The organism is Apilactobacillus kunkeei DSM 12361 = ATCC 700308, assembly GCF_001281265.1.
Lineage (GTDB): Bacteria > Bacillota > Bacilli > Lactobacillales > Lactobacillaceae > Apilactobacillus > Apilactobacillus kunkeei.
Map to the genome: position 1 here is coordinate 310,357 of NZ_JXDB01000007.1, position 19,947 is coordinate 330,303.

19 protein-coding genes are annotated in these 19,947 nt (G+C 36.8%); 2 read left to right on the plus strand and 17 right to left on the minus strand.

Annotated features, from left to right (window positions below):
- Position 1: 1 nt before the first annotated feature.
- Positions 2–1,684, plus strand: a complete 1,683-nt coding sequence (rnjA, locus tag RZ79_RS04355) for a ribonuclease J1 (RefSeq protein WP_034531767.1) — start codon at positions 2–4, stop codon at positions 1,682–1,684.
- 76 nt (positions 1,685–1,760) lie between these two features.
- Complete coding sequence (locus RZ79_RS04360) at positions 1,761–2,669, plus strand: diacylglycerol/lipid kinase family protein (RefSeq protein ID WP_054450207.1); 909 nt, start codon at positions 1,761–1,763, stop codon at positions 2,667–2,669.
- 27 nt (positions 2,670–2,696) lie between these two features.
- Here RZ79_RS04360 and arcD read toward each other — a convergent pair whose 3' ends face one another.
- The 17 genes from arcD to RZ79_RS04445 all read right to left on the minus strand — a co-directional run bounded on the left by arcD (position 2,697) and on the right by RZ79_RS04445 (position 19,946).
- On the minus strand, positions 2,697–4,124 hold the full coding sequence (arcD, locus tag RZ79_RS04365; RefSeq protein WP_054450209.1) for an arginine-ornithine antiporter: 1,428 nt from the start codon (positions 4,122–4,124) through the stop codon (positions 2,697–2,699).
- 113 nt (positions 4,125–4,237) lie between these two features.
- Positions 4,238–5,224 (minus strand): aldo/keto reductase, encoded by a 987-nt coding sequence (locus tag RZ79_RS04370; RefSeq protein ID WP_034531770.1) that lies wholly within the window; start codon positions 5,222–5,224, stop codon positions 4,238–4,240.
- Between the two features lie 109 nt (positions 5,225–5,333).
- Positions 5,334–6,290 (minus strand): ribose-phosphate diphosphokinase, encoded by a 957-nt coding sequence (locus tag RZ79_RS04375; protein ID WP_054450211.1) that lies wholly within the window; start codon positions 6,288–6,290, stop codon positions 5,334–5,336.
- A gap of 68 nt (positions 6,291–6,358) precedes the next feature.
- Positions 6,359–8,917, minus strand: coding sequence for an SF1B family DNA helicase RecD2 (gene recD2 / locus RZ79_RS04380; protein WP_054450263.1), 2,559 nt, complete (start codon positions 8,915–8,917; stop codon positions 6,359–6,361).
- A 25-nt stretch (positions 8,918–8,942) separates the two neighbouring features.
- On the minus strand, positions 8,943–9,656 hold the full coding sequence (locus RZ79_RS04385) for a tetratricopeptide repeat protein (protein WP_054450213.1): 714 nt from the start codon (positions 9,654–9,656) through the stop codon (positions 8,943–8,945).
- Positions 9,657–9,672: 16 nt separating this feature from the next.
- Complete coding sequence (locus RZ79_RS04390) at positions 9,673–10,329, minus strand: histidine phosphatase family protein (RefSeq protein WP_080997458.1); 657 nt, start codon at positions 10,327–10,329, stop codon at positions 9,673–9,675.
- Between the two features lie 105 nt (positions 10,330–10,434).
- Positions 10,435–11,562 carry a tRNA 2-thiouridine(34) synthase MnmA gene (mnmA, locus tag RZ79_RS04395; RefSeq protein WP_034531774.1) on the minus strand — a complete coding sequence of 376 codons (1,128 nt, stop codon included), beginning with the start codon at positions 11,560–11,562 and terminating at the stop codon, positions 10,435–10,437.
- A gap of 140 nt (positions 11,563–11,702) precedes the next feature.
- Positions 11,703–12,041 (minus strand): DUF1831 domain-containing protein, encoded by a 339-nt coding sequence (locus RZ79_RS04400; protein WP_034531775.1) that lies wholly within the window; start codon positions 12,039–12,041, stop codon positions 11,703–11,705.
- A gap of 1 nt (position 12,042) precedes the next feature.
- Positions 12,043–13,197 (minus strand): cysteine desulfurase family protein, encoded by a 1,155-nt coding sequence (locus RZ79_RS04405; RefSeq protein WP_054450218.1) that lies wholly within the window; start codon positions 13,195–13,197, stop codon positions 12,043–12,045.
- A 17-nt stretch (positions 13,198–13,214) separates the two neighbouring features.
- Positions 13,215–13,907 (minus strand): 5'-methylthioadenosine/adenosylhomocysteine nucleosidase, encoded by a 693-nt coding sequence (locus tag RZ79_RS04410; protein ID WP_034531777.1) that lies wholly within the window; start codon positions 13,905–13,907, stop codon positions 13,215–13,217.
- Positions 13,908–13,917: 10 nt separating this feature from the next.
- Complete coding sequence (locus RZ79_RS04415; protein WP_034531778.1) at positions 13,918–14,169, minus strand: hypothetical protein; 252 nt, start codon at positions 14,167–14,169, stop codon at positions 13,918–13,920.
- Positions 14,170–14,191: 22 nt separating this feature from the next.
- Entirely contained in the window at positions 14,192–14,746 is a 555-nt protein-coding gene (locus RZ79_RS04420) for an NUDIX hydrolase (RefSeq protein ID WP_034531779.1), read from the minus strand.
- 66 nt (positions 14,747–14,812) lie between these two features.
- The gene (locus RZ79_RS04425) at positions 14,813–15,016 is read right to left on the minus strand and encodes a cold-shock protein (RefSeq protein WP_034531780.1); all 204 of its coding nucleotides are present in this window, start codon (positions 15,014–15,016) and stop codon (positions 14,813–14,815) included.
- 51 nt (positions 15,017–15,067) lie between these two features.
- Positions 15,068–17,866, minus strand: a complete 2,799-nt coding sequence (gene ileS, locus RZ79_RS04430; protein ID WP_054450219.1) for an isoleucine--tRNA ligase — start codon at positions 17,864–17,866, stop codon at positions 15,068–15,070.
- Positions 17,867–18,098: 232 nt separating this feature from the next.
- Entirely contained in the window at positions 18,099–18,740 is a 642-nt protein-coding gene (locus RZ79_RS04435; RefSeq protein ID WP_053791873.1) for a DivIVA domain-containing protein, read from the minus strand.
- Between the two features lie 17 nt (positions 18,741–18,757).
- A complete protein-coding gene (locus RZ79_RS04440) occupies positions 18,758–19,540 on the minus strand; it encodes a YlmH family RNA-binding protein (RefSeq protein WP_054450221.1) in 783 nt (260 codons plus the stop codon).
- A gap of 1 nt (position 19,541) precedes the next feature.
- Positions 19,542–19,946: a cell division protein SepF gene (locus RZ79_RS04445; RefSeq protein WP_034531786.1), complete on the minus strand. Its 405-nt coding sequence runs from the start codon at positions 19,944–19,946 to the stop codon at positions 19,542–19,544.
- Between the last annotated feature and the right edge of the window lies 1 nt (position 19,947).

Here is a 19,947-nt window from a genome sequence, read left to right on the forward strand (position 1 = left end):
TATGAACAAACTAAACGTCAAAAATAACGAAACAGCTATTTATGGCGTTGGTGGACTTGGTGAAATTGGAAAAAACACTTATGGTGTTCAATTTCAAGATGAAATCATCTTAATCGATGCAGGGATTAAATTCCCAGAGGATGATTTATTAGGGGTCGACTACGTTATCCCTGATTATCAATACCTAGTAAAAAACAAGGACAAAATCAAAGCATTAGTTATCACCCACGGACATGAAGATCATATCGGTGGTGTTCCATACCTAATCCGCGATTTAAATGTTCCCATTTACGCTGGTCCATTGGCGTCAGCATTAATCAAGAACAAGTTAGAAGAACATGGATTATTGAGAAGTACTGAAATTCATGAAATTAATCCACAAACCGTCTTAAAGTTCAACAAGACAAAAGTTTCATTCTTCCGTACCACCCACTCAATTCCTGATACTTTGGGAATCGCGGTTCACACCCCTTCTGGAGTGATTGTGGAAACCGGGGATTACAAGTTTGATTTGACCCCTGTTACGAGACAGCCGCCTGATTTACAAGAAATGGCAAGATTGGGACGCGAAGGTGTCCTATGTCTAATGTCGGATAGCACAAACGCCGAACGACCCGTTTGGACTAAGTCAGAAAGTTGGATTGGTTCTGCAGTTGAACACATCTTTGATGAAGAAACTGGAAGAATCATATTTGCGACTTTCGCATCAAATATTTCGAGAATTAAGACCGCTTGTGATGCTGCCCTAAGACACGGTAGAAAGATTGCTGTTTTCGGAAGAAGTATGGAAGCTGCAATTGTTAATGGACAAGAATTAGGATACTTAAACGTTCCTGATGGTACATTCGTTGACGCTTCAGAATTACAATCTCTTCCAGCCGAAAAGACCCTTATCTTATGTACAGGTTCTCAAGGTGAAACTATGGCTGCCCTTTCCAGAATTGCTAATGGTACTCATAGACAAATCGCAATCCAACCAAATGATACTGTAGTATTCTCAAGTAACCCAATTCCTGGTAACAAGGTTAGCGTTAACCGTGTTATCAATGAATTGGAAGAAGCTGGTGCTAAAGTTATTCATGGTAAGATTAACAAGATCCATACTTCTGGTCACGGTGGACAAGAAGAACAAAAGCTTATGCTTAGTTTAATGAAGCCAAAATACTTCATGCCTATTCACGGTGAATTCAGAATGTTAAAAATTCATACTGAACTGGCGGAACAATGTGGTGTTCCAATGGAAAACAGTTTCATTATGAAAAATGGTGATGTCTTAGCACTAACCAAGGATTCAGCTAGAATTGCTGGTCACTTCGCTGCCGGAGATGTTTACATTGACGGTAACGGAATTGGTGATATTGGAAACGTTGTTTTACGTGACCGTCAACTATTATCTGAAGAAGGATTAGTTGTGGTTGTTGCTACAATTAACCTAAAAGATCAAGAAATTCAATCTGGTCCTGACTTACTATCCAGAGGTTTCGTATATATGAGAGAGTCTGGTCAATTACTAGACGAAGGAAGACGATTAGTATTTAGAACTATTCGTCGTGCTATGCGTAACAAGAATGCCAACGAATCAAGCATCAGAAACGCTATCATCGATGATTTACAAGAATTCTTATATAATAAGACCGAAAGACATCCTTTGATTTTACCAATGTTAATTATGAATAAAAAATAATTTCAAATTGATGCTTATTAAAAACGAATTCTTAATTGAATTCGTTTTTATTTTTACATAGAAAGGAGTATTTAAGTTGAACACTGATTATTTAGTCATCTTCAATCCAGTGGCTAATAAAAGAAGAGCTAAACATCAATGGCCCGAAATAAAAAAGCAATTGGACGCAAACGATATTAAGTACCGTCTAAAGATTACTAGACGCCCTCTTCATTGCGTATCCATTATTTCGCATTATTTAGTTACATCATTTAGAAGTGACTCACTACCTAAAGCCATTATTGTGATTGGTGGAGATGGAACAGTTCATGAAACCATCGAAGGGATTCATGCTGCTCAGTCAAAGAATGAATCAATTCCAAATGTACCGGTATTAATCATTCCAACTGGAGCTAACAATAACTTCTACACCCACATGAAGCAACAACATAACATAAATAGTAACTTCATTGAACAAATCAAAAAACACCATATTGAAAATCATGAAATTGGTTTATTCGATGAACACATTAAAAAGCAACGTGGTATCTTCTTAAACAATTTAGGAATTGGTTTAGATGCTAACGTCTTTAACCTAAAAAACAATTTCATTTCACATAAGATCAACTTAAAGACCAGAATCGAATACTACCTTTCAATCTTCCCTACTATCTACAACCTAAGCACATTCCCTGTTGATATTAAGGCTAACGGTGAAAAACATAAGATTAAAAAGGCATTCATGGTGACTGCTTTAAATCATGACACTGATAATGACATTGAATTACTAGTCTTAACTAGAAAAAATATTTTCCAACTATGCTACGTAATCATGCGTGTGTTATTCAAACGTGAGTTAAAAGTGAAGTCTGCTTTTAGAATCACAAGCGATAACATTCATGTGGAAATTCCATCATTGGAATACGCTCATGCCGATGGTGAAACATTGGGAAGCCGCTTTTACGATATCGAATACCGTAAAGCAAAATATCCATTTATATACTAAAAAAGAGTGATATTAATCACTCTTTTTTTATATGGTAATTCCACCAGTAACTAGTTCATGAATCGCAATTACGGCTAAAATAACCAATGCAATCGCTAATAATCTTTCTAGTTTGGTAAAAATACGATCTTTTTTATTATCGACCTTTTGTAAGTAGCAATAAGCTGGTAACCCTGCCGCGAACAAGATGGTGGTCAATAGAATGTAGTTTAATCCGGCTGCATAAATCAACCAAATGGAATATGCACTGGCGATAATTCCAAGGATTAAATTACGTCTACGGTCACTAGCACCCTTATCAAGATAAGAATACTTAACTTGGTATAATGCTGAAAATGCATAAGGAATTAATACCGCTGAACTTGAAATTGATAGGAATAAGTTATAAGCACTTGATGCTAGGAAGAATGAAACCATGAATAATTCAACCAATACGTTAGTAAAGATTAGTGAATTAACGGGAGTTCCGTTCTTATTTTCCTTAGCAAAGAATTTTGGAAATGATCCAACTTTTGCAGCTTCATAAGGTACTTCCGCAGCAAACATTGTCCATGATAACCATGCACCCAATACGGCGATGATCAAACCAATGTTTACGATGATGGCTCCCCATTTACCCATGACGTGTTGTAATAAATCAGCCATGGCTGGTTGACCCAATTGTGATAATTGAGCTTGGTGCATAACACCAAATGAAAGTAATGTTACCAACATGTAAATCATGGTTACTGCAACGATTCCAAGAACGGTTGCTCTACCAATGTCTTTTCGCTTCTTAGCATATCCTGAGAAGATTACCGCTCCTTCGATACCTGAGAATACGAAGACTGTAACTAGCATTGTACTCTTAACTTGTCCCAACATATCTGAGAAGTTAAATGGTTTGCCATGCATTAACCAGAAGTCGCTGGTAAATACGTTTAGTTTGAATGCAGTAATCATAATCACGATAAACAAGAAGATTGGGATCAACTTGATAATAGTAATAATTGTGTTAATAAATGATGCTGAATGAATTCCCCTTAACACAAGGAAATGCCCACCCCATAGAATAATGGTAGCAGCAATAAATGATACTAAATTATGACCGTTATCAAAGATTGGGAAGAAATAAGTTAATGAACTCATCAATAGAGTTGCATAACTAATATTTCCTAACCAAACTGATAACCAGTATCCCCATGCAGAGTTAAACCCGATATAGTGACCAAATCCAGCATCAGCGAAACTGTAAATTCCAGCTTGTAAATCTGGTCGTTTGTTAGTTAAATTTTGAAATGTGAATGCTAGACAAAGCATCCCAATGGCTGTGATAACCCAACCAACTATCACTGACCCAACACCAGCTTGTGATGCCATGTCGTGCATAAGGTTGAAGATTCCTCCACCAATGATTGAACCAATAACTAAACCAATTAGTTCCGTTAAATTCAGCTTTTTAGCGGAATCCTTCATTCTATCTCTCCTTTTTTTAAACGATTGAAAACAATTTACTATTATAACGCATTTAAACCATGTTTGTCATATAAAAAAAGGAGCAGTCTTTTACGACTGCTCCTTTTTTTTATTTATTTTTTCAAAATTTCGTTGATACGTGTTAATTCATCTTCGGTGAAGTCTAGGTTATCTAAAGCCTTTAGGTTTGAATCTAAATGCTTAGGATCAGATGCACCTGTCACAACACTGGTTACTACTGGGTCGTGTAGTAACCAGGCTAAACTCATTTGAGCTAGTGTTTGGTCCCTGTTTTTAGCCAATTCATTTAATTGGTTTAAACGTTTTACAACTTCATCCTTGTTTTCCATCATGAAACTGTTAGTAAAGTGAAGCTTCAAGTCATCAGGTAATCCGTTTAGATATTTATCAGTTAGGATTCCTTCAGCTAATGGACCGTATGCTACTAAACCGTCATTATTTTCTTTTAACGCATCAATAGTTCCGTCTGTTTCAGCAGAACGGTTTAACATGTTGTATGATGCTTGGTTAACAACAAATGGTGTGTGTAATTCCTTGAAGTACTTAATGATTTCACGGGTTTGTTCACCATTGTAGTTAGAGATACCAACATATAATGCTTTACCAGATCTAACAGTACTGTCCAATGCTTCGGCAGTTTCTTCTAAACTAGTGTTTGGATCAAAACGGTGACTGTAGTAGATATCTACGTAGTCTAGACCCATTCTTTCTAGTGATCTGTCTAATGCGGCAATCAAAGTCTTTCTAGCCGAGAATGAACCGTATGGTCCAGGCCACATGTGGTAACCAGCCTTAGTAGTAATCACTAGTTCATCACGGTATGGCTTCAAGTCGTTCTTGTAGACTTGACCAAACATTCTTTCAGCTGCTCCTGAACCAGGACCGTAGTTATTTGCTAAATCATAACTAAAGATTCCTTTATCAAAAGCGTTTAGCATTACTTCGCGACTGTCCTTAAAGTTGGCGTCGTCACCGAAGCTATGCCACATTCCAAATGATAATGCGGGTAATTGTAGACCGGAGTTTCCGGCTCTTCTGATTTTCATATTATCGTATCGTTCATCTGAAGCTTTATACATTTTAAACACCTCAATTTTCATAATACTACATCTATATTTTAAGTTTAATTGGCCTTCAAAGCAAGAAAACAAGTAAACAAAAAAGACCACCCAATCATGGGTGAACTTCCTATCTAAATAATTTACCAACAGATTTGTTATTATGGATACGCAAGATTGCCTTACCCATTAAATCTGCTACAGATACGATGTCTAATTTATCAATTTTCTTTTCGTCACTAATGTAAACTGAATCGGATACAATCACCTTTTTGATTGGTGATTCTTCGATGCGTTTAATTGCATCCCCAGCAAAAACACCGTGTGTAGTAACAAGGTATATTGCTGAAGCACCGTTCTTGGCTAAAACATTTGCAGCTTTAACAGCACGAGAAGCAGTGTCAATCATGTCATCAGCTACAATGGCCACCTTGTCCTTAACATCTCCAATAATGAATGTTGGAATGTGCGCATCGTTTTCGGGATCTCTGTTATCAATAATTGCAATTGGTGCATCAATTAATCCTGCAAAACCTCTGGCTCTTCCCACTCCACCATGATCAGGTGAAACGACAACTGCATTATCTAAATCGTAGTTTTCTAACATGTGATTAGCCATTAGCTTATCAGCTTTTAGATTATCAACTGGTTTGTTGAAGAAACCTTGGATTTGAGCGGCATGTAAATCAAGGGTTAACACACGGTCAATTCCTGCTCTTTCCAATACACGCGCGATTAGTTTAGCAATGATTGCCTTTCTTTCACGCTTCTTAGCAGAGTGTCTAGCATAACCATAATATGGAATAATCACATTAATAGATTTTGCACTAGTTCTTCTAACAGCATCAATCATAATGAATAATTCCATGATATTCGCGTTAATTGGTTCACTTAGTGATTGAATGATGTATACGGCATCCCCACGAATACTTTCATCAATTTTAATTTGAATTTCGCCATCACTAAAACGATTAATTGTTGCTTCACCAAGCTTAAGTCCACAAGTTTGGGCAATCTTTTCTGCTAACGGTCTGTTAGAACTTAAGGAAAAGATTTTCATATTTTTATTATCCATTGACTCCACCATGAAAGTGCTCCTCTCGAGTTCTTTTAATGCTTAAATTTTACCACAAAAAAAACAAATTGATATAACAATTATGGTTTGATTCCACGCATCCCAATCATCGGATCAACCTGATTCAATAAAATCATGTCCTTAGTTAAGCGATATGATTTTGGCTTGTCATCAAATGTTGCTTCATCAAAAGGTGATTGATCATCCTCATCAGTTGCCACATTATTTTGCTTAGTATCTGAAACAGAATCAGCTTTAAGTTTTTCCACCGGTTTATTATCAACAGGTGCTTGTGCCTTCTTTTCTTCAGCAACTTCTTTAACCATACTACTTTGGTCGTTGACAGACGTTGTAACTGGTTTGACTTCACCATCCAACAATGATTGGATGCGTTGCATCAAACTAGTATTTCTGTTGTCAGATTCACTTTGTGCACATGATAGGAATGAATTGTAATCACCAATCATAATCAAAGTATCACTGGCACGAGTAATCGCTGTATACAACAAGTTCTTTTTCAACATCTTGGTAAATTGCGGAACAATTGGCAAGATGACCATCTTAAATTCGCTACCTTGAGCCTTATGGATGGTTGTACAGTAAGCCAATGTGATTTGAATCCAATCTTTACGTTGGTATGTTACCTCGCTTTGGTCAAAGGCAACGGTAATCTTATCTAAACTTTGTTTGCTACCCTTTTCGATATCGATAATTTGTCCGATATCCCCATTAAAGACGTTATCTTCGGGACTATTTACCAGTTGTAAAATCTTGTCGCCAAGACGGTAATGAATGCCACGATATTCGACTTGGTTATCAGTATTGTTAGGATTCATGATTTGTTGAATAACTTCGTTTAAATGGTTAACCCCAGCATTACCTCGATACATTGGTGATAGGACTTGAATGTCGGTTGCACTAAAACCCTTTTGTTTAGCCCGTTTGACAATTTGTTCAATTACAGAACTCATTTGGTTAGCATTACATGGAATAAAACTACGGTCTGATTGCTTATCATTAAAATCATCAGGCAGTTTTCCCTGTTGAATACTGTGAGCTAACGGAATAATTGTTGAGTTACTATCTTGACGATAAATAGTGGTCAATTGCATGCTATCAATTCGCTTCGAATTCAATAAATCAGTGAAGACCTGTCCTGGTCCAACTGATGGTAATTGATCCTTATCACCAACAAATACAACTTTCATTTGGTTTGGAATGGCACGTACTAAAGCTCTAAATAAGAAAGTATCAACCATCGACATTTCATCAACAATTAACAAGCCACCCTCGATGTCTTGAGTACCTTCATCACTATCTTCATAACCGTTTAATCCAAGCAAACGGTGAATGGTACTGGCAGGAATTCCTGTGGTTTCCTGCATCCTCTTGGCAGCACGACCGGTTGGAGCTGCTAAAAGAATTGGAAATTCACGTTCCTTGTACTTATTAATATCCAAAGATAGGTCGTTTAAATACGCGTACAAGTATATGATTCCCTTTATGATGGTGGTCTTCCCTGTTCCTGGGCCACCGGTTAATAGGAACATTTGTGACTTGATAGCCTGTTTTAAAGCATTAGTTTGTGATTCATCATAGCTAATATTTAATTTCTTTTCGATTAAACGAATCTTCTTATCAATTGTCTCATCATCAAATTTTTTAACGACCGGATTCTTGATAATTCGACTGATGTGTTCGGCAATGCGCCATTCATCATCATATAATTCTTTTAGGTAAACACGGTCTTCTTCACCAACAATCTTTTGATTCTTGGCTAACTCTAAAAATTGATCAGATAAATCTTCACCACTAACTGGTTCAGCATTACCGTTATTCAATAATCTTAGCGTTTCTTCGAGGATTGGACCGGTTTGAGTATAAGTATCCCCATTACGTAAAGAAAGCGTCTTAAGGGCAGAAATTAGCCCCGCACGAATTCTTCCAGGATTGTTGGCAGACATCCCCATTTGTTTGGCAATATCATCGGCCTTTTTAAAACCAACTCCGTCAATATCTTCAACCAGCTTGTATGGATTTTCTTGGATTACCTTTAGGGTGTCACCCTTGTACTTATTATAGATTGCAGAAGATAGACTACTTCCGAACCCATAACTGTTTAATCCAATAATCACCTGTTCCATCCCATTGTTCTTGTTCAATGTTTCTAAAACAGTTGATTTTTGTTTATCGGATAATCCGGCTCGATCCAATAATGAGTTATTTTCCAACACGTCTGAAATTAAATTGGTGCCCAAAGCATCCACCATTCGTTTAGCGGTTTGCTTACCAACTCCCGGAAAATTGTCACCGGATAAGTATTCGACTAGTCCCTCTTTAGACGTTGGGACCGTACTTTGATAGTTATCTGATTTGAATTGCTTTCCATACTTGGGATGGTCGACTAATTCACCATAAAATTGATATTCGCTTTCTTCAGCGATATCCGCAAAATTACCAGTAATTACAATTTCATCTTCATGCCAATCTGAAATGTTTGTTTCAGAAATTTTTACCAATAGCACCTTAAAGAAGCTATCGGGACTTTCAAAGAAAGTAGCCGCAACTTTACCTTTTATAAATAGCTCTTGATTGTCTTCAATATGTTCGTCATTGTCGTCTACTGAGAACAAATTCATTGATTCTGCCACGGCTTATCTCTCCTTATTTTTTGCCATTTTTTACTTGAATAAACTTTTCGATATCTGCTAAACGCTTTTGACCCTTTTCAAAGTACTTAGGATCTTCTCGTTTAGCGATTTCAAAGTATTGGTTAAAATCTTCTTCCAACACCATTGCGACGATTCCACGATCAAAGTTAGCCTTACCATCCTTTGGTTTAGCATGTAGGACCTTGTCATAGAATTCTGCTGCTTCACTGAAGTTTCCTAAAGCTAATAAACTACTTGCTAGGAGGTAGTTTATTTCTGGGTCTTGTCTTCTAAAACCTTGTGCAGTTAGCGCAAATACGACCGCTTTTTTGTAATCTTCTTTGGCCATGTAGCTTTGTGCCAACATGATGTAGGCATCGGTCTTCATGTCACCGTCAGATAGGTTATTAAATTGTTCGATTGCCTTATCGTATTCTCCTGCTGCATAGTAGACATTCCCTAATCCGTATACCAATGTTTCTTTGGCTTTCTTACTTCTGTCAGCGAATAAACCTAAGGCTTTCATCATTAGTTCTTCGGCTTGGGTGTAGTTATGTAATTGAACTAAAAAACTTCCTAAGTCGTAGTAGGTACGGTAATCATCTGGATGATTATCAATATCTTCAACTAATTTATGAAGAGTTTCATCGGCCTTTTTTTGTTGTTCTTCGCGTTTCTTTTCAACAGCTTGTTGTTTTTCTTTAATTTCTTGAGACTTTTGATCCATTTTAATCACCTACATATTAAATTACGTCAGTTTTATCAGTTTTCTTTGTAAGATATTCAGTATTATTCCAACTTACTAGTGCAAAAGACTTTCCGCCATCGGTTGTTTCTAGAATGGTTGTACTAGTGTTAGCTAGTCCACCACGTTTTCTTAGATCCTTAATCTCAACACCCAAAAGTGAATTGATTAGTGCGTTTAGGGCAGCACCATGGCTGAAAATAATAACGTTATCTTCATTATCGTTTTTATTTACAACACGTTTAATAGCATACTGCATTCTGCTAATTACGTCATTAAAACTCTCTCCGCCAATTTCGTCAGCATCGTATTTTTCTGGATGATTTCTGAAATTGTCAAAACTTTGCGGAAATTGTTTTTTAACATCGTCAAACTTTTTTCCTTCCATCTTACCTAAATGAAACTCTTCGAATCGGTTCCATAGGCTCAATTGAGGTTTGCGATGGAAATGTTGGATAACACGGTAAGCGGTAATGCGTGCACGCTTAATTGGACTGGAATAAGCATGACTAAACTTAATATCTTTTAGGTACTCACCTAATTGATCCATTTGTTTATAGCTTTCCGGCAACAATTCGGAATCTCCTCCGGCACCTTGATATCTGCTTTCTAGATTCCATTCAGTTTTTCCATGTCTTACAAAGTAAAGTTTCACTTTTATCCCTCGTTCATTTTGATTTATATATATTATCTCAATTTATGCGGATAAATTCAAAGTTTATATAAAAAAAGATGCTTAATAAATAAGCATCTTTTGGTTTTAAATGTATTGTAATTCTTTATCGTCTTGGTATGCTGCATCGATAATTGCTGAACCTAGACATTCATCACCATCGTAGAATACAACGGCTTGTCCTGGTGTAACGGCTCTTGCAGGATCATCAAAATCAACACGTAGTGACTTACCATCATCGTTTAGATGAACAGTAACGCCAACGTCTTTTTGACGATATCTGAATTGAGCAGTACAACGGAAGTCGTTGCCACGATCAGCAATGTCATTAATCCAGAAAATATCTGAAGCTTCTAGGTAATCTGCGTATAGGTGCTTGTTTTCATAACCCTTACCAACATACAAGATGTTCTTTGAAAGGTCTTTTCCAACTACGAACCATGGGCGGTTATCTTTACCGTCTCCACCGATTCCTAACCCCTTACGTTGACCAATTGTGTAATACATTAGGCCATCATGGTTACCCTTTACTTCACCATCAAAAGTCATCATCTTACCAGGAGTTGCTGGTAAGTAGTTACTTAAGAATGACTTGAAGTTCTTTTCACCAATGAAACAGATTCCCATTGAATCCTTCTTTTCAGCAGTGGCTAGACCAGCTTCTTTTGCAATTTCACGAACTTTAGGCTTTGGCATGTCACCTAGTGGGAACATAACGCGGTCTAATTGTTCTGCGGATAATTGACTTAAGAAATAAGTTTGGTCCTTGTTGTCGTCGCTTCCGCGAAGCAAGTGGTTGTGCCCATCTTCATCACGTTGTAAACGAGCATAGTGACCAGTAGCGATGTAGTCTGCACCTAAATCTAAGGCGTAGTCTAAAAACGCTCTGAACTTAATTTCCTTGTTACAAATAACATCGGGATCTGGAGTTCTACCTTTTTTGTATTCATTCAAGAAATAAGTGAAAACGCGATCCCAATATTCTTTTTCAAAATTAACAGAGTAGTAAGGTATTCCGATTTCTGAGGCAACTTTGGCTACGTCCTTGTAGTCTTCTGTTGCGGTACAAACACCGTTTTCGTCAGTGTCGTCCCAGTTCTTCATAAATACACCTACAACGTCATATCCTTGTTGCTTCAAAAGGTAGGCGGTAACGGATGAATCCACCCCACCTGACATTCCGACAACAACACGAGTATTACTATTGTCTGCCATTTAAAATCACCATCATTCCTTTTAGATTCTTAGAATCTACGATTTGAAGGTCGTATATTCCATAAAAAATATAATAACCCATTTAAGGAACCAATTGCAATGAAGATGCAAAAAAGAGGGCTATAAAGCCCTCTTTTTAATTATTTTCTCACGAAAACTTTTCTTTCCACAAAGTTATCCATCAAGAAATTGAATTGTTCAACTAATGCATCAGCATTTTTGTTGGTAAAAATATTAACCTTATTTAAACCATTTGCAGTAATGGTGCTCATCTTGAATGTTTTTAAATCACTCTTAAAAATAATCTTTAACTTGATACCATTGTATGGATCTTCAGGATCTAATGTTCTTTCAAATTGAAAGTTACCAGCATTAGTCTTTACAAAACCCATGTCAGATAGTGTGAATTTTTTGATTTCAGGACTAACTGCGTATGTTTTAGAATCACCTTGTAATTGATTTGCTGTTTCAAAAGCCATATTAGTTAACCTTCTTTATTCTCTTAATTACCTTTACTAATGCAGTGGTAAAGGCATCGATTTCTGAATCTGTTGTGAATTTACCGAAACTAATTCGAATTGATTGAGATGAACGGTTGGTATCATTACCAAACATTGCCATCAAAACGTGTGATGGTTCAATGTTTCCAGCGGTACATGCTGAACCAGCTGAAATCGCAATTCCTTCCAAGTCCAAATTAGCCAAAATAATGTCTGAAGCAATGCCCTTAATCCAAATGTTAAATACATGTTGGACCGGGTTGTCTTCGACAGTTCCGTTAACAACGAAATCAATATCATTATCATTTAAAGCATCAATGATTTGATGTTTGAATCCATAATAACGATCGTGTAGTTCGTGCTTTAATTCAGGTGTAATTTGAGAAACCGCGGTCGCGAATCCCGAGATTGCAGGAATGTTTTCTGTTCCAGCACGACGCTTCTTTTCTTGGTCTCCACCTTTTACAAAACTTGGAAAATCTACCCCAGTTCGTCTGTATAGGAAACCAGTCATCTTAGGACCATTAATCTTATGAGCAGATGTTGATAGTAAATCAATGTGATCCTCATTTACATCGATATCTAACAATCCATAAGCTTGGACGGCATCAGTATGGAACCATGCCTGATGGTCCTTTAAGATTTCACCAATTTCGTGAATTGGCATGTGAGAACCGACCTCATTGTTAGCAGTCATGATGGTTACCAAGATGGTATCATCGTCTAATGCATCCTTGAAGTCGTCTAAACTAATTACCCCAGTTTCATCAACTGGTAGGTAAGTTACTTTAAAGCCTTGTTCTTCAAGATAGGCAAGTGGTTTTAACACTGCTTCGTGTTCAATTGCAGTTGTAATAATATGGTTTCCTAAATTCTTTCTCGCTTCGACAGTTTGAAGAATCGCGGTATTATCACTTTCAGTACCACCACTTGTAAAAATAATTTCGTCTGGCTTCGCATTAATACTGTTGGCGATAATGTCTCTACTATCTTCCAATACAGTATGAGCCTTTCTACCGATGCTGTACAAGGTAGAAGCGTTACCGTAAACGTTTTGCATCTTATCGTACATGTCATTCAAAACGTTTTTATCCATTGGAGTGGTAGCGGCATTATCTAAGTAGATTTCAGTCAAGTATACCTAAACCCCTTCTATTTTTGATTTGCGAATAAGTCTAATAACATTTGAGCAGATTTCTTACCTGCATCAATGATAAATTCGTCAAAACTACGATCAGCATCACCGTTGGCGTTATCTGACATTGCTCTAACTACTACGTATGGGATATCAAATTGGTTAGCAACTTGTCCCACAGCTGCACCTTCCATTTCACATGAAAGTGCGTCAGGGAAGTTCTTTAGAATGTTATCAATCACTGCTTGGTCGGCAACGAATTGATCACCTGTAACGATTAATCCCTTTTGAACATTTAAACCAACTTCTTTAGAAGCTTCAGTAATTTCCTTTACCCATTTTTCTGAAGATTTGAATCTTGCTGGTTGACCTGGTAATTGACCGTATTCGTATCCAGCAGCTCTAGCGTCAACGTCGTGGTATGCAGTTTCAGTTGAAACAACAACATCACCGACAGCTAACCCTTGGCCAATTCCACCGGCTGAACCTGAGTTGATAACGATATCAACATCAAAGTTAGTAATTAATTGAGCAGTTGTTAAACCAGCTTCAACTTTACCGATTCCTGAACGAACAAGAACAACTTCTTGTCCAGAAATGTTACCTTCGTAGAAAGTCATTTCTTTGATATCAACTTTCTTAGTGTTATCTAAGTTATCTAGCAATGATTTGATTTCTTCATCCATTGCACATAAAATTCCAAATTTCATAAATATCTCCTTAAGGATTAACGTAGATTAGTATTAAGTAAACGACAATGATTGCAAAGATTAAAAATGCAATTGCCCAGTTAAGTCTTCTACCTAAACGTTTTGTCTTTTGTTCAGTTGTCATTGCATGAGCCTTACCCTTTTTTTCTTCGGGTCTAATTCTCTTCAATGAAGGTTGCTCAACTGGTTCGTCTCTTTTTATAAAATCATCGTCAATAGAATTTCTTTTTTGACTATTTTGATACTCTTTTCTAGTTATCATATTGGACTTGCTCCTTTATTAATTAAAGACCAATCTTATCATGTAACTTCCAATAATAAATAGCAGTAATTGTCTTAGCATCTTCAATTTCGCCACTTTCAATCATTGACATGGCTTCATCAAGTGAGTATTCCTTAATTTTCAAGTATTCACCTTGATCTCTTGGTAGTTCATCCTCAACTGGTTCTAAATCAGTTGCCAAGTATAGGTCCATGTATTCATCACAAAAACCGACACTTGAATAAAATCCGGTGATTCGTTTGATGTTATTAGCCTTGTATCTAGTTTCTTCGTTCAACTCACGAACTACAGTGTCCAAGGCAGTGCCATGGTCTCTATTATCAACTTTACCGGCAGGAATCTCGATTGTTTCTTTAGCAACAGGAGCTCTCCATTGGGTTTCTAATAACATCTTGTTGTTCTTAGTTAAGACTAAAATACCAACGGCATTGGAATGATGAACAACATCTCTAGTTGATGTTTCACCATTTGGCAATTCAACTGTTTGTTTTTCAACGTTGATAATTGCGCCATCGTACTTAGGCTCAACACCTAGTACCTTTTCCTCTAAATCCATAATATCAGCCCTTTTTTAGTTATATATTCATTCTATATATATTTAATTATTTTTTCAATGGACTGACTAATCAATTACACGAATTTTGACAGCTTGTGGTCCCTTCATGCCTTGTGCAATTTGGTATTCCACTTGTTGACCAATTTCGATTTCATTTCTAGTCTTGTTTTCGACCGCTGAACCATGGAAGAAGACCTTGTTCTTGTCTTCGCCCTTTAGAAAACCAAAATCGTGATCCGGGTTAAAATTATTTACTTTACCTTTAATCATATTATTTCTCCTTAAAAATAAAAAACTGGGATAGTCCCAGTTTTTTATCGATTATTCTTCGAATCCTTCAGTAGCTGTTTCTGGGAAGTTATCACGAACAATCTTAGCACAACGTGCACAGAATTGTGGATAATCTGCATCAGAACCAACATCTGTAGAGATTAGACGACAACGTTCACAAGTGTCACCTTCCGCATGTTCAACCACGATTGAAATACCGTCGTTAAAGCTTTGTGCATCACTTGGAGCATCAACTAAATCTTTAACTTCTAGTTGTGAAACCATCAAGATCTGACCAACATTTGTGTGTAGGCTATCTAGTAATGATTTTACTTCATTATTTACAAATAATGATAATTTAGCTTCTGAAGCCTTACCAATTAGCTTATTATTTCTAGCTTCTTCCAATGCCTTCAATACGTCATCTCTGATTTCCATGAACTTGTGCCAGTTTGATGAAAGTTCATCTGCACCAGTTAATTCCATTGGTTCTGGCATTTCTGATAGTTGAACGAATTCTTCTTTTTCAGATAAGAATGGCCAGATTTCTTCAGCAGTGTGAGGAAGAATTGGTGTAATTAATTTAGTAATTGCAACAGCTGCATTGTATAGAACTGTTTGCATTGATCTTCTTTCGGCACTATCTTCGGCGTAGATGTATAGGATATCCTTAGCGAAGTCTAGGTAGAAAGCTGAAAGATCAGCATTGATGAATGAAAGTAAACGACGGTTTAGACTTAGGAAGTCAAAGTTGTCGTAGTCTTCCTTAATGTCTTTTACAAAGTTGTTTAACTTAACCATCATGTATTGGTCAGCTGACTTCATGTCTGCAAAATCAACACTGTTTTCCTTAGGATCAAAGTCAGAAGTGTTGGCAAGCATGTATCTCATGGTATTTCTAATCTTCTTGTATGAATCAGAAATCTTAACAAAGTTTTCCATTGATACACGAACATCGGCAGAAGTATCTACGGAAGTTACCCATAGACGAACGATTTCTGCACCCATCTTCTTAATAACTTCATCAGGAGCAATTGTGTTACCAAGTGATTTACTCATCTTGTGGCCTTCACCATCAAGAGTGAATCCTTGTGATAATAATTGCTTGTATGGAGCCTTACCGCTAAATGCAACACTAGTAATTAAACTTGAGTTGAACCATCCACGGTATTGGTCAGAACCTTCTAGGTATAGGTCTGCAGGGTATGTTAGGTAATCACGTTCAGCACAAACACCTTGGTGTGATGAACCTGAGTCAAACCATACATCCATGATGTCGTTTTCCTTAGTAAACTTACCATTTGGTGAATGTTCACTAGTGAAACCTTCTGGTAATAGGTCCTTAGCTTCTTTTTCGAACCAAATGTCTGAACCATGTTTTGCAAATAAGTCTGCAACGTGGTCGGTAGTTTCTTTGGTAATGATTGGAGTACCATCTTCACCGTAGAAGATTGGTAGTGGAACACCCCAAACACGTTGTCTTGAGATTACCCAGTCACCACGATCTTTAATCATGTTGTATAGACGTTTCTTACCCCATTCAGGTTTGAATTGAACGTCTTCGATGGCATTTAGAATGTCATCTCTAATCTTATCAACAGAAGCAAACCATTGATCAGTAGCACGGTAAATAACCGGCTTCTTAGTTCTCCAGTCAAATGGGTAACTATGAGTGATTGGTTGGTACTTCAATAATAAGTTCTTTTCTTTTAACTTGTTTAATGAAATTTCGTTTGCATCATCGTAGAAGACACCTTCGAAATCTGGACCAGCTTCCTTAGTTAGGTAACCTTGTGCATCAACATCAACAAAAATGTCTAAGCCGTATGATTTACCTACGTAGTAATCATCTTCCCCAAAACCAGGAGCAGTATGAACTAAACCAGTACCAGTATCGATAGTAACGAAATCACCTAGCATGGTTAATAGTTGTCTATCCATAAATGGATGTTGAGCTAATACACCTTCTAGTTCTTGACCTCTTACAGTCTTTACGATTTCGTAGTCTTCCCAACCGAATAATTCGGCATCTTTTTCAACTAATTCTGCAGCTAAAACAAACTTACGATCATCGTTAGCTGGTTTAACAACAGCGTAGTCGAAACCGGCATCAATTGTGATACCCATTGAAGCAGGAATGGTCCATGGAGTAGTAGTCCATACAACCATGTATGTGTTATCTTCGTCTAAAACACCTTTACCATCGACAACTTTTTCAGCGTAGAAAGCTGAAGGTGATTCGATATCGTGGTATTCAACTTCGGCTTCAGCTAGAGCTGATTCTGAAGACCATGACCAGATAACTGGTTTCTTACCACGGTAGATTAGACCCTTTTCAGCCATCTTACCGAATACACGAATTTCAGCAGCTTCAAATTCAGGTTTTAGAGTTAGGTATGGGTTGTCCCATTCACCAGTAACTCCTAGACGTTTGAAACCTTCTCTTTGACGATCAACTTGTTTCAAAGCATATTCATGACAAAGTTTTCTGAATTCGTTAGTATCCATTTTCTTTCTGTCATATCCAGCTTGAGTAAGCTTTTGTTCGATTGGTAAACCGTGAGTATCCCAACCTGGAACGTAAGGTGCTCTAAATCCGTTCATTGACTTGTATCTTACGATAAAGTCCTTTGAAATTTTGTTTAAAGCGTGTCCCATATGAATGTCACCATTAGCATATGGAGGTCCATCATGAAGTACGAATGATGGTTTCCCTTCGTTTAGTTTTTGTCTCATTTGGTAGACGTGATTGTCTTCCCATGCTTTTTGTCTTTCAACTTCTTTAACAGGTAAGTTTCCACGCATCTTAAACTTGGTCTTACCTAGGTTCAAAGTATCTTTTACACGCATAACACACACTCCCTTTTCAAATTATAAAAAAAGAAGACTTCATCACAAGGGACGAAGTCTTCCGCGGTACCACCCAAATTAGGACATTAAAAATAATATCCCATCTTTATTTACTACATTAAAAGAGATTAGCCAGAGGTGATCTGCATAGAATGATTTACAACTGACCTTCCACCATTTGTCAGCTCGCTATATTGTTTCGAATTCTAAGCTTTCTATTCTCTATCTCAAGTTATTCAATTGCTTTGAATGAGCCATCAGGATAAATCTTAATAGTTGCATCTGCTGGCATTTCTTTACCTTCAGATTGTACAACTGTTTCCTTAAAATTGTCAAGGTTATTAATTTGTTCATTAACCTTGTCGAAGTTACCGTCAATTCCGGAAATCATTTGATCCCATTCTGGACTGTTAACAAATTGCATTTGGCTTTCAAGTAAGGTTCTGATCTTTTCTCTGAATGATTCAGTTGTCTTTCTTAAATCATCATTTGCAATAAGTAGTGCTTTAGATTGGTTTGAGATATTTTCAACGATGTCTTTAGCCTTAACGCTAGCATCATTCAAAATTTCATCAGCTTGTTTTCTTGATTGTTCAGTTACGTTGTTGGCTTCGTTTTGAGCTTCAACTTTAACCTTATCAGCAGCATTTTGTGCAATGATAATTGATTGATTCAATGAATCCTTCATACCATTAAAGTATTTTAGTTCATCTTCAGTTTGTTTCAAACGGTTCTTCATATCGATATTTTCGGATAAAGTTAATTGGTAATCCTTGATAATACGATCTAAGAATTCGTTTACCTCGTCAATATTGTAACCTCTCATTTTTACAGAAAACTCTTTATTATGAATATCTTGTGGGCTAAGTACCATTGTATCTCTCCTCCAACCTATTTTTTTAATACAGAAATAATGGCTCTATATTTACCTTTTTTGGTTTGGCCTTCCTGACGCTTTAAACGAATGCGGCCGAATCTTCTAACCGATACAACATCGTGGGTTGTAATTTCGTAATCCGGTCGACTGTTTACCGCCCAGTTAAGGTGAACCTTTTGATGACTAACTAACTCTTTGGCATCATTTCTGGATATGTTAAATCCTTCCGAAATTAAGTTATCCATTCTAAATGATGATAGAGTCGTTGACTCATCTCTCCATTCATTTTCCGGCGTAATTACGTCAGAAAATTCTGTTTCAATCAGTGAAACCTTTGTTTTACCAATTGAGCTAATTTGCATTTTCAAAAAATCAGCAATTTCTCTTGTGCATAGGAATTGCCATCTTGTTCCGTCAGTTAAAATATCTCCAATTGTTGATCTTTCAACACCTGAACCTAATAAAGTTCCCAATATCTTACTGTGACGTAATTTTGAGAACTTTACTGGATATCTAATTTCAAACAACTTAACTTGATAATCATCTTCAGATGGTTCGAAGTATTCTGGATATATCAAGCCACGTTTCATTTCAGAATTTGGATATCCCCCGAAAAATGCGACCGATAAGTCGCTCTGGCGGTTAACTAAAGTCGTTAAAATATAAACCTGTCTAGGGTTTAAAAACTTAGTTAGGATTGGACGATATTGATTAATTGATTCATCAATTAAGTCAGCACAAGAATCGATGAACGGAACTTCTTCTTTTCTAAAATGCTGTTCAATATTTTTATTCATTTTATCTTAAACGTTCATTCATTTCTTTTCTGATTTCCCCGTCTACATAGTAGTTGTGTGGAGTGAAAAGAAAAACTAATTCAGAAATTCTCTCAATATTTCCATCAATAGTGAAAACAACTCCGTTTAAGAAATCAATAATTCTTCTAGTTGCTTCATCGCTAGCAGCATCAAAATTAATGATTACAGCATTGTTATCAATTAATTTTTGCGCAATTGTTTTTACATCAGCATAAATCTTAGGTTCAAAGACGGAGATTTTGCTATTACGACTTTGACTTGAGTTTTTGCTGATTGAAACCACCTTATCATTGTTCTCCACTTGGGAGTTATCTTCTTCGTAAAATTCTTCGTCTTGATCGTAATCAGTTCCGAAGAATTTACTAAAACTAAACTTAGCTGTCATT

What these genes read in the sequence shown, in the direction of transcription:
- RZ79_RS04435 (WP_053791873.1), bottom strand. Translation starts at nt 18,740, where the DNA reads ATGGTACTTAGCCCACAAGATATTCATAATAAAGAGTTTTCTGTAAAA.
- recD2 (WP_054450263.1), bottom strand. Translation starts at nt 8,917, where the DNA reads ATGAATTTGTTCTCAGTAGACGACAATGACGAACATATTGAAGACAAT.
- mnmA (WP_034531774.1), bottom strand. Translation starts at nt 11,562, where the DNA reads ATGGCAGACAATAGTAATACTCGTGTTGTTGTCGGAATGTCAGGTGGG.
- RZ79_RS04400 (WP_034531775.1), bottom strand. Translation starts at nt 12,041, where the DNA reads ATGGCTTTTGAAACAGCAAATCAATTACAAGGTGATTCTAAAACATAC.
- RZ79_RS04445 (WP_034531786.1), bottom strand. Translation starts at nt 19,946, where the DNA reads ATGACAGCTAAGTTTAGTTTTAGTAAATTCTTCGGAACTGATTACGAT.
- ileS (WP_054450219.1), bottom strand. Translation starts at nt 17,866, where the DNA reads ATGCGTGTAAAAGATACTTTGAACCTAGGTAAGACCAAGTTTAAGATG.
- rnjA (WP_034531767.1), top strand. Translation starts at nt 2, where the DNA reads ATGAACAAACTAAACGTCAAAAATAACGAAACAGCTATTTATGGCGTT.
- RZ79_RS04415 (WP_034531778.1), bottom strand. Translation starts at nt 14,169, where the DNA reads ATGATAACTAGAAAAGAGTATCAAAATAGTCAAAAAAGAAATTCTATT.
- RZ79_RS04385 (WP_054450213.1), bottom strand. Translation starts at nt 9,656, where the DNA reads ATGGATCAAAAGTCTCAAGAAATTAAAGAAAAACAACAAGCTGTTGAA.
- RZ79_RS04410 (WP_034531777.1), bottom strand. Translation starts at nt 13,907, where the DNA reads ATGAAATTTGGAATTTTATGTGCAATGGATGAAGAAATCAAATCATTG.
- RZ79_RS04375 (WP_054450211.1), bottom strand. Translation starts at nt 6,290, where the DNA reads ATGGTGGAGTCAATGGATAATAAAAATATGAAAATCTTTTCCTTAAGT.
- RZ79_RS04370 (WP_034531770.1), bottom strand. Translation starts at nt 5,224, where the DNA reads ATGTATAAAGCTTCAGATGAACGATACGATAATATGAAAATCAGAAGA.
- RZ79_RS04420 (WP_034531779.1), bottom strand. Translation starts at nt 14,746, where the DNA reads ATGGATTTAGAGGAAAAGGTACTAGGTGTTGAGCCTAAGTACGATGGC.
- RZ79_RS04425 (WP_034531780.1), bottom strand. Translation starts at nt 15,016, where the DNA reads ATGATTAAAGGTAAAGTAAATAATTTTAACCCGGATCACGATTTTGGT.
- RZ79_RS04440 (WP_054450221.1), bottom strand. Translation starts at nt 19,540, where the DNA reads ATGAATAAAAATATTGAACAGCATTTTAGAAAAGAAGAAGTTCCGTTC.
- arcD (WP_054450209.1), bottom strand. Translation starts at nt 4,124, where the DNA reads ATGAAGGATTCCGCTAAAAAGCTGAATTTAACGGAACTAATTGGTTTA.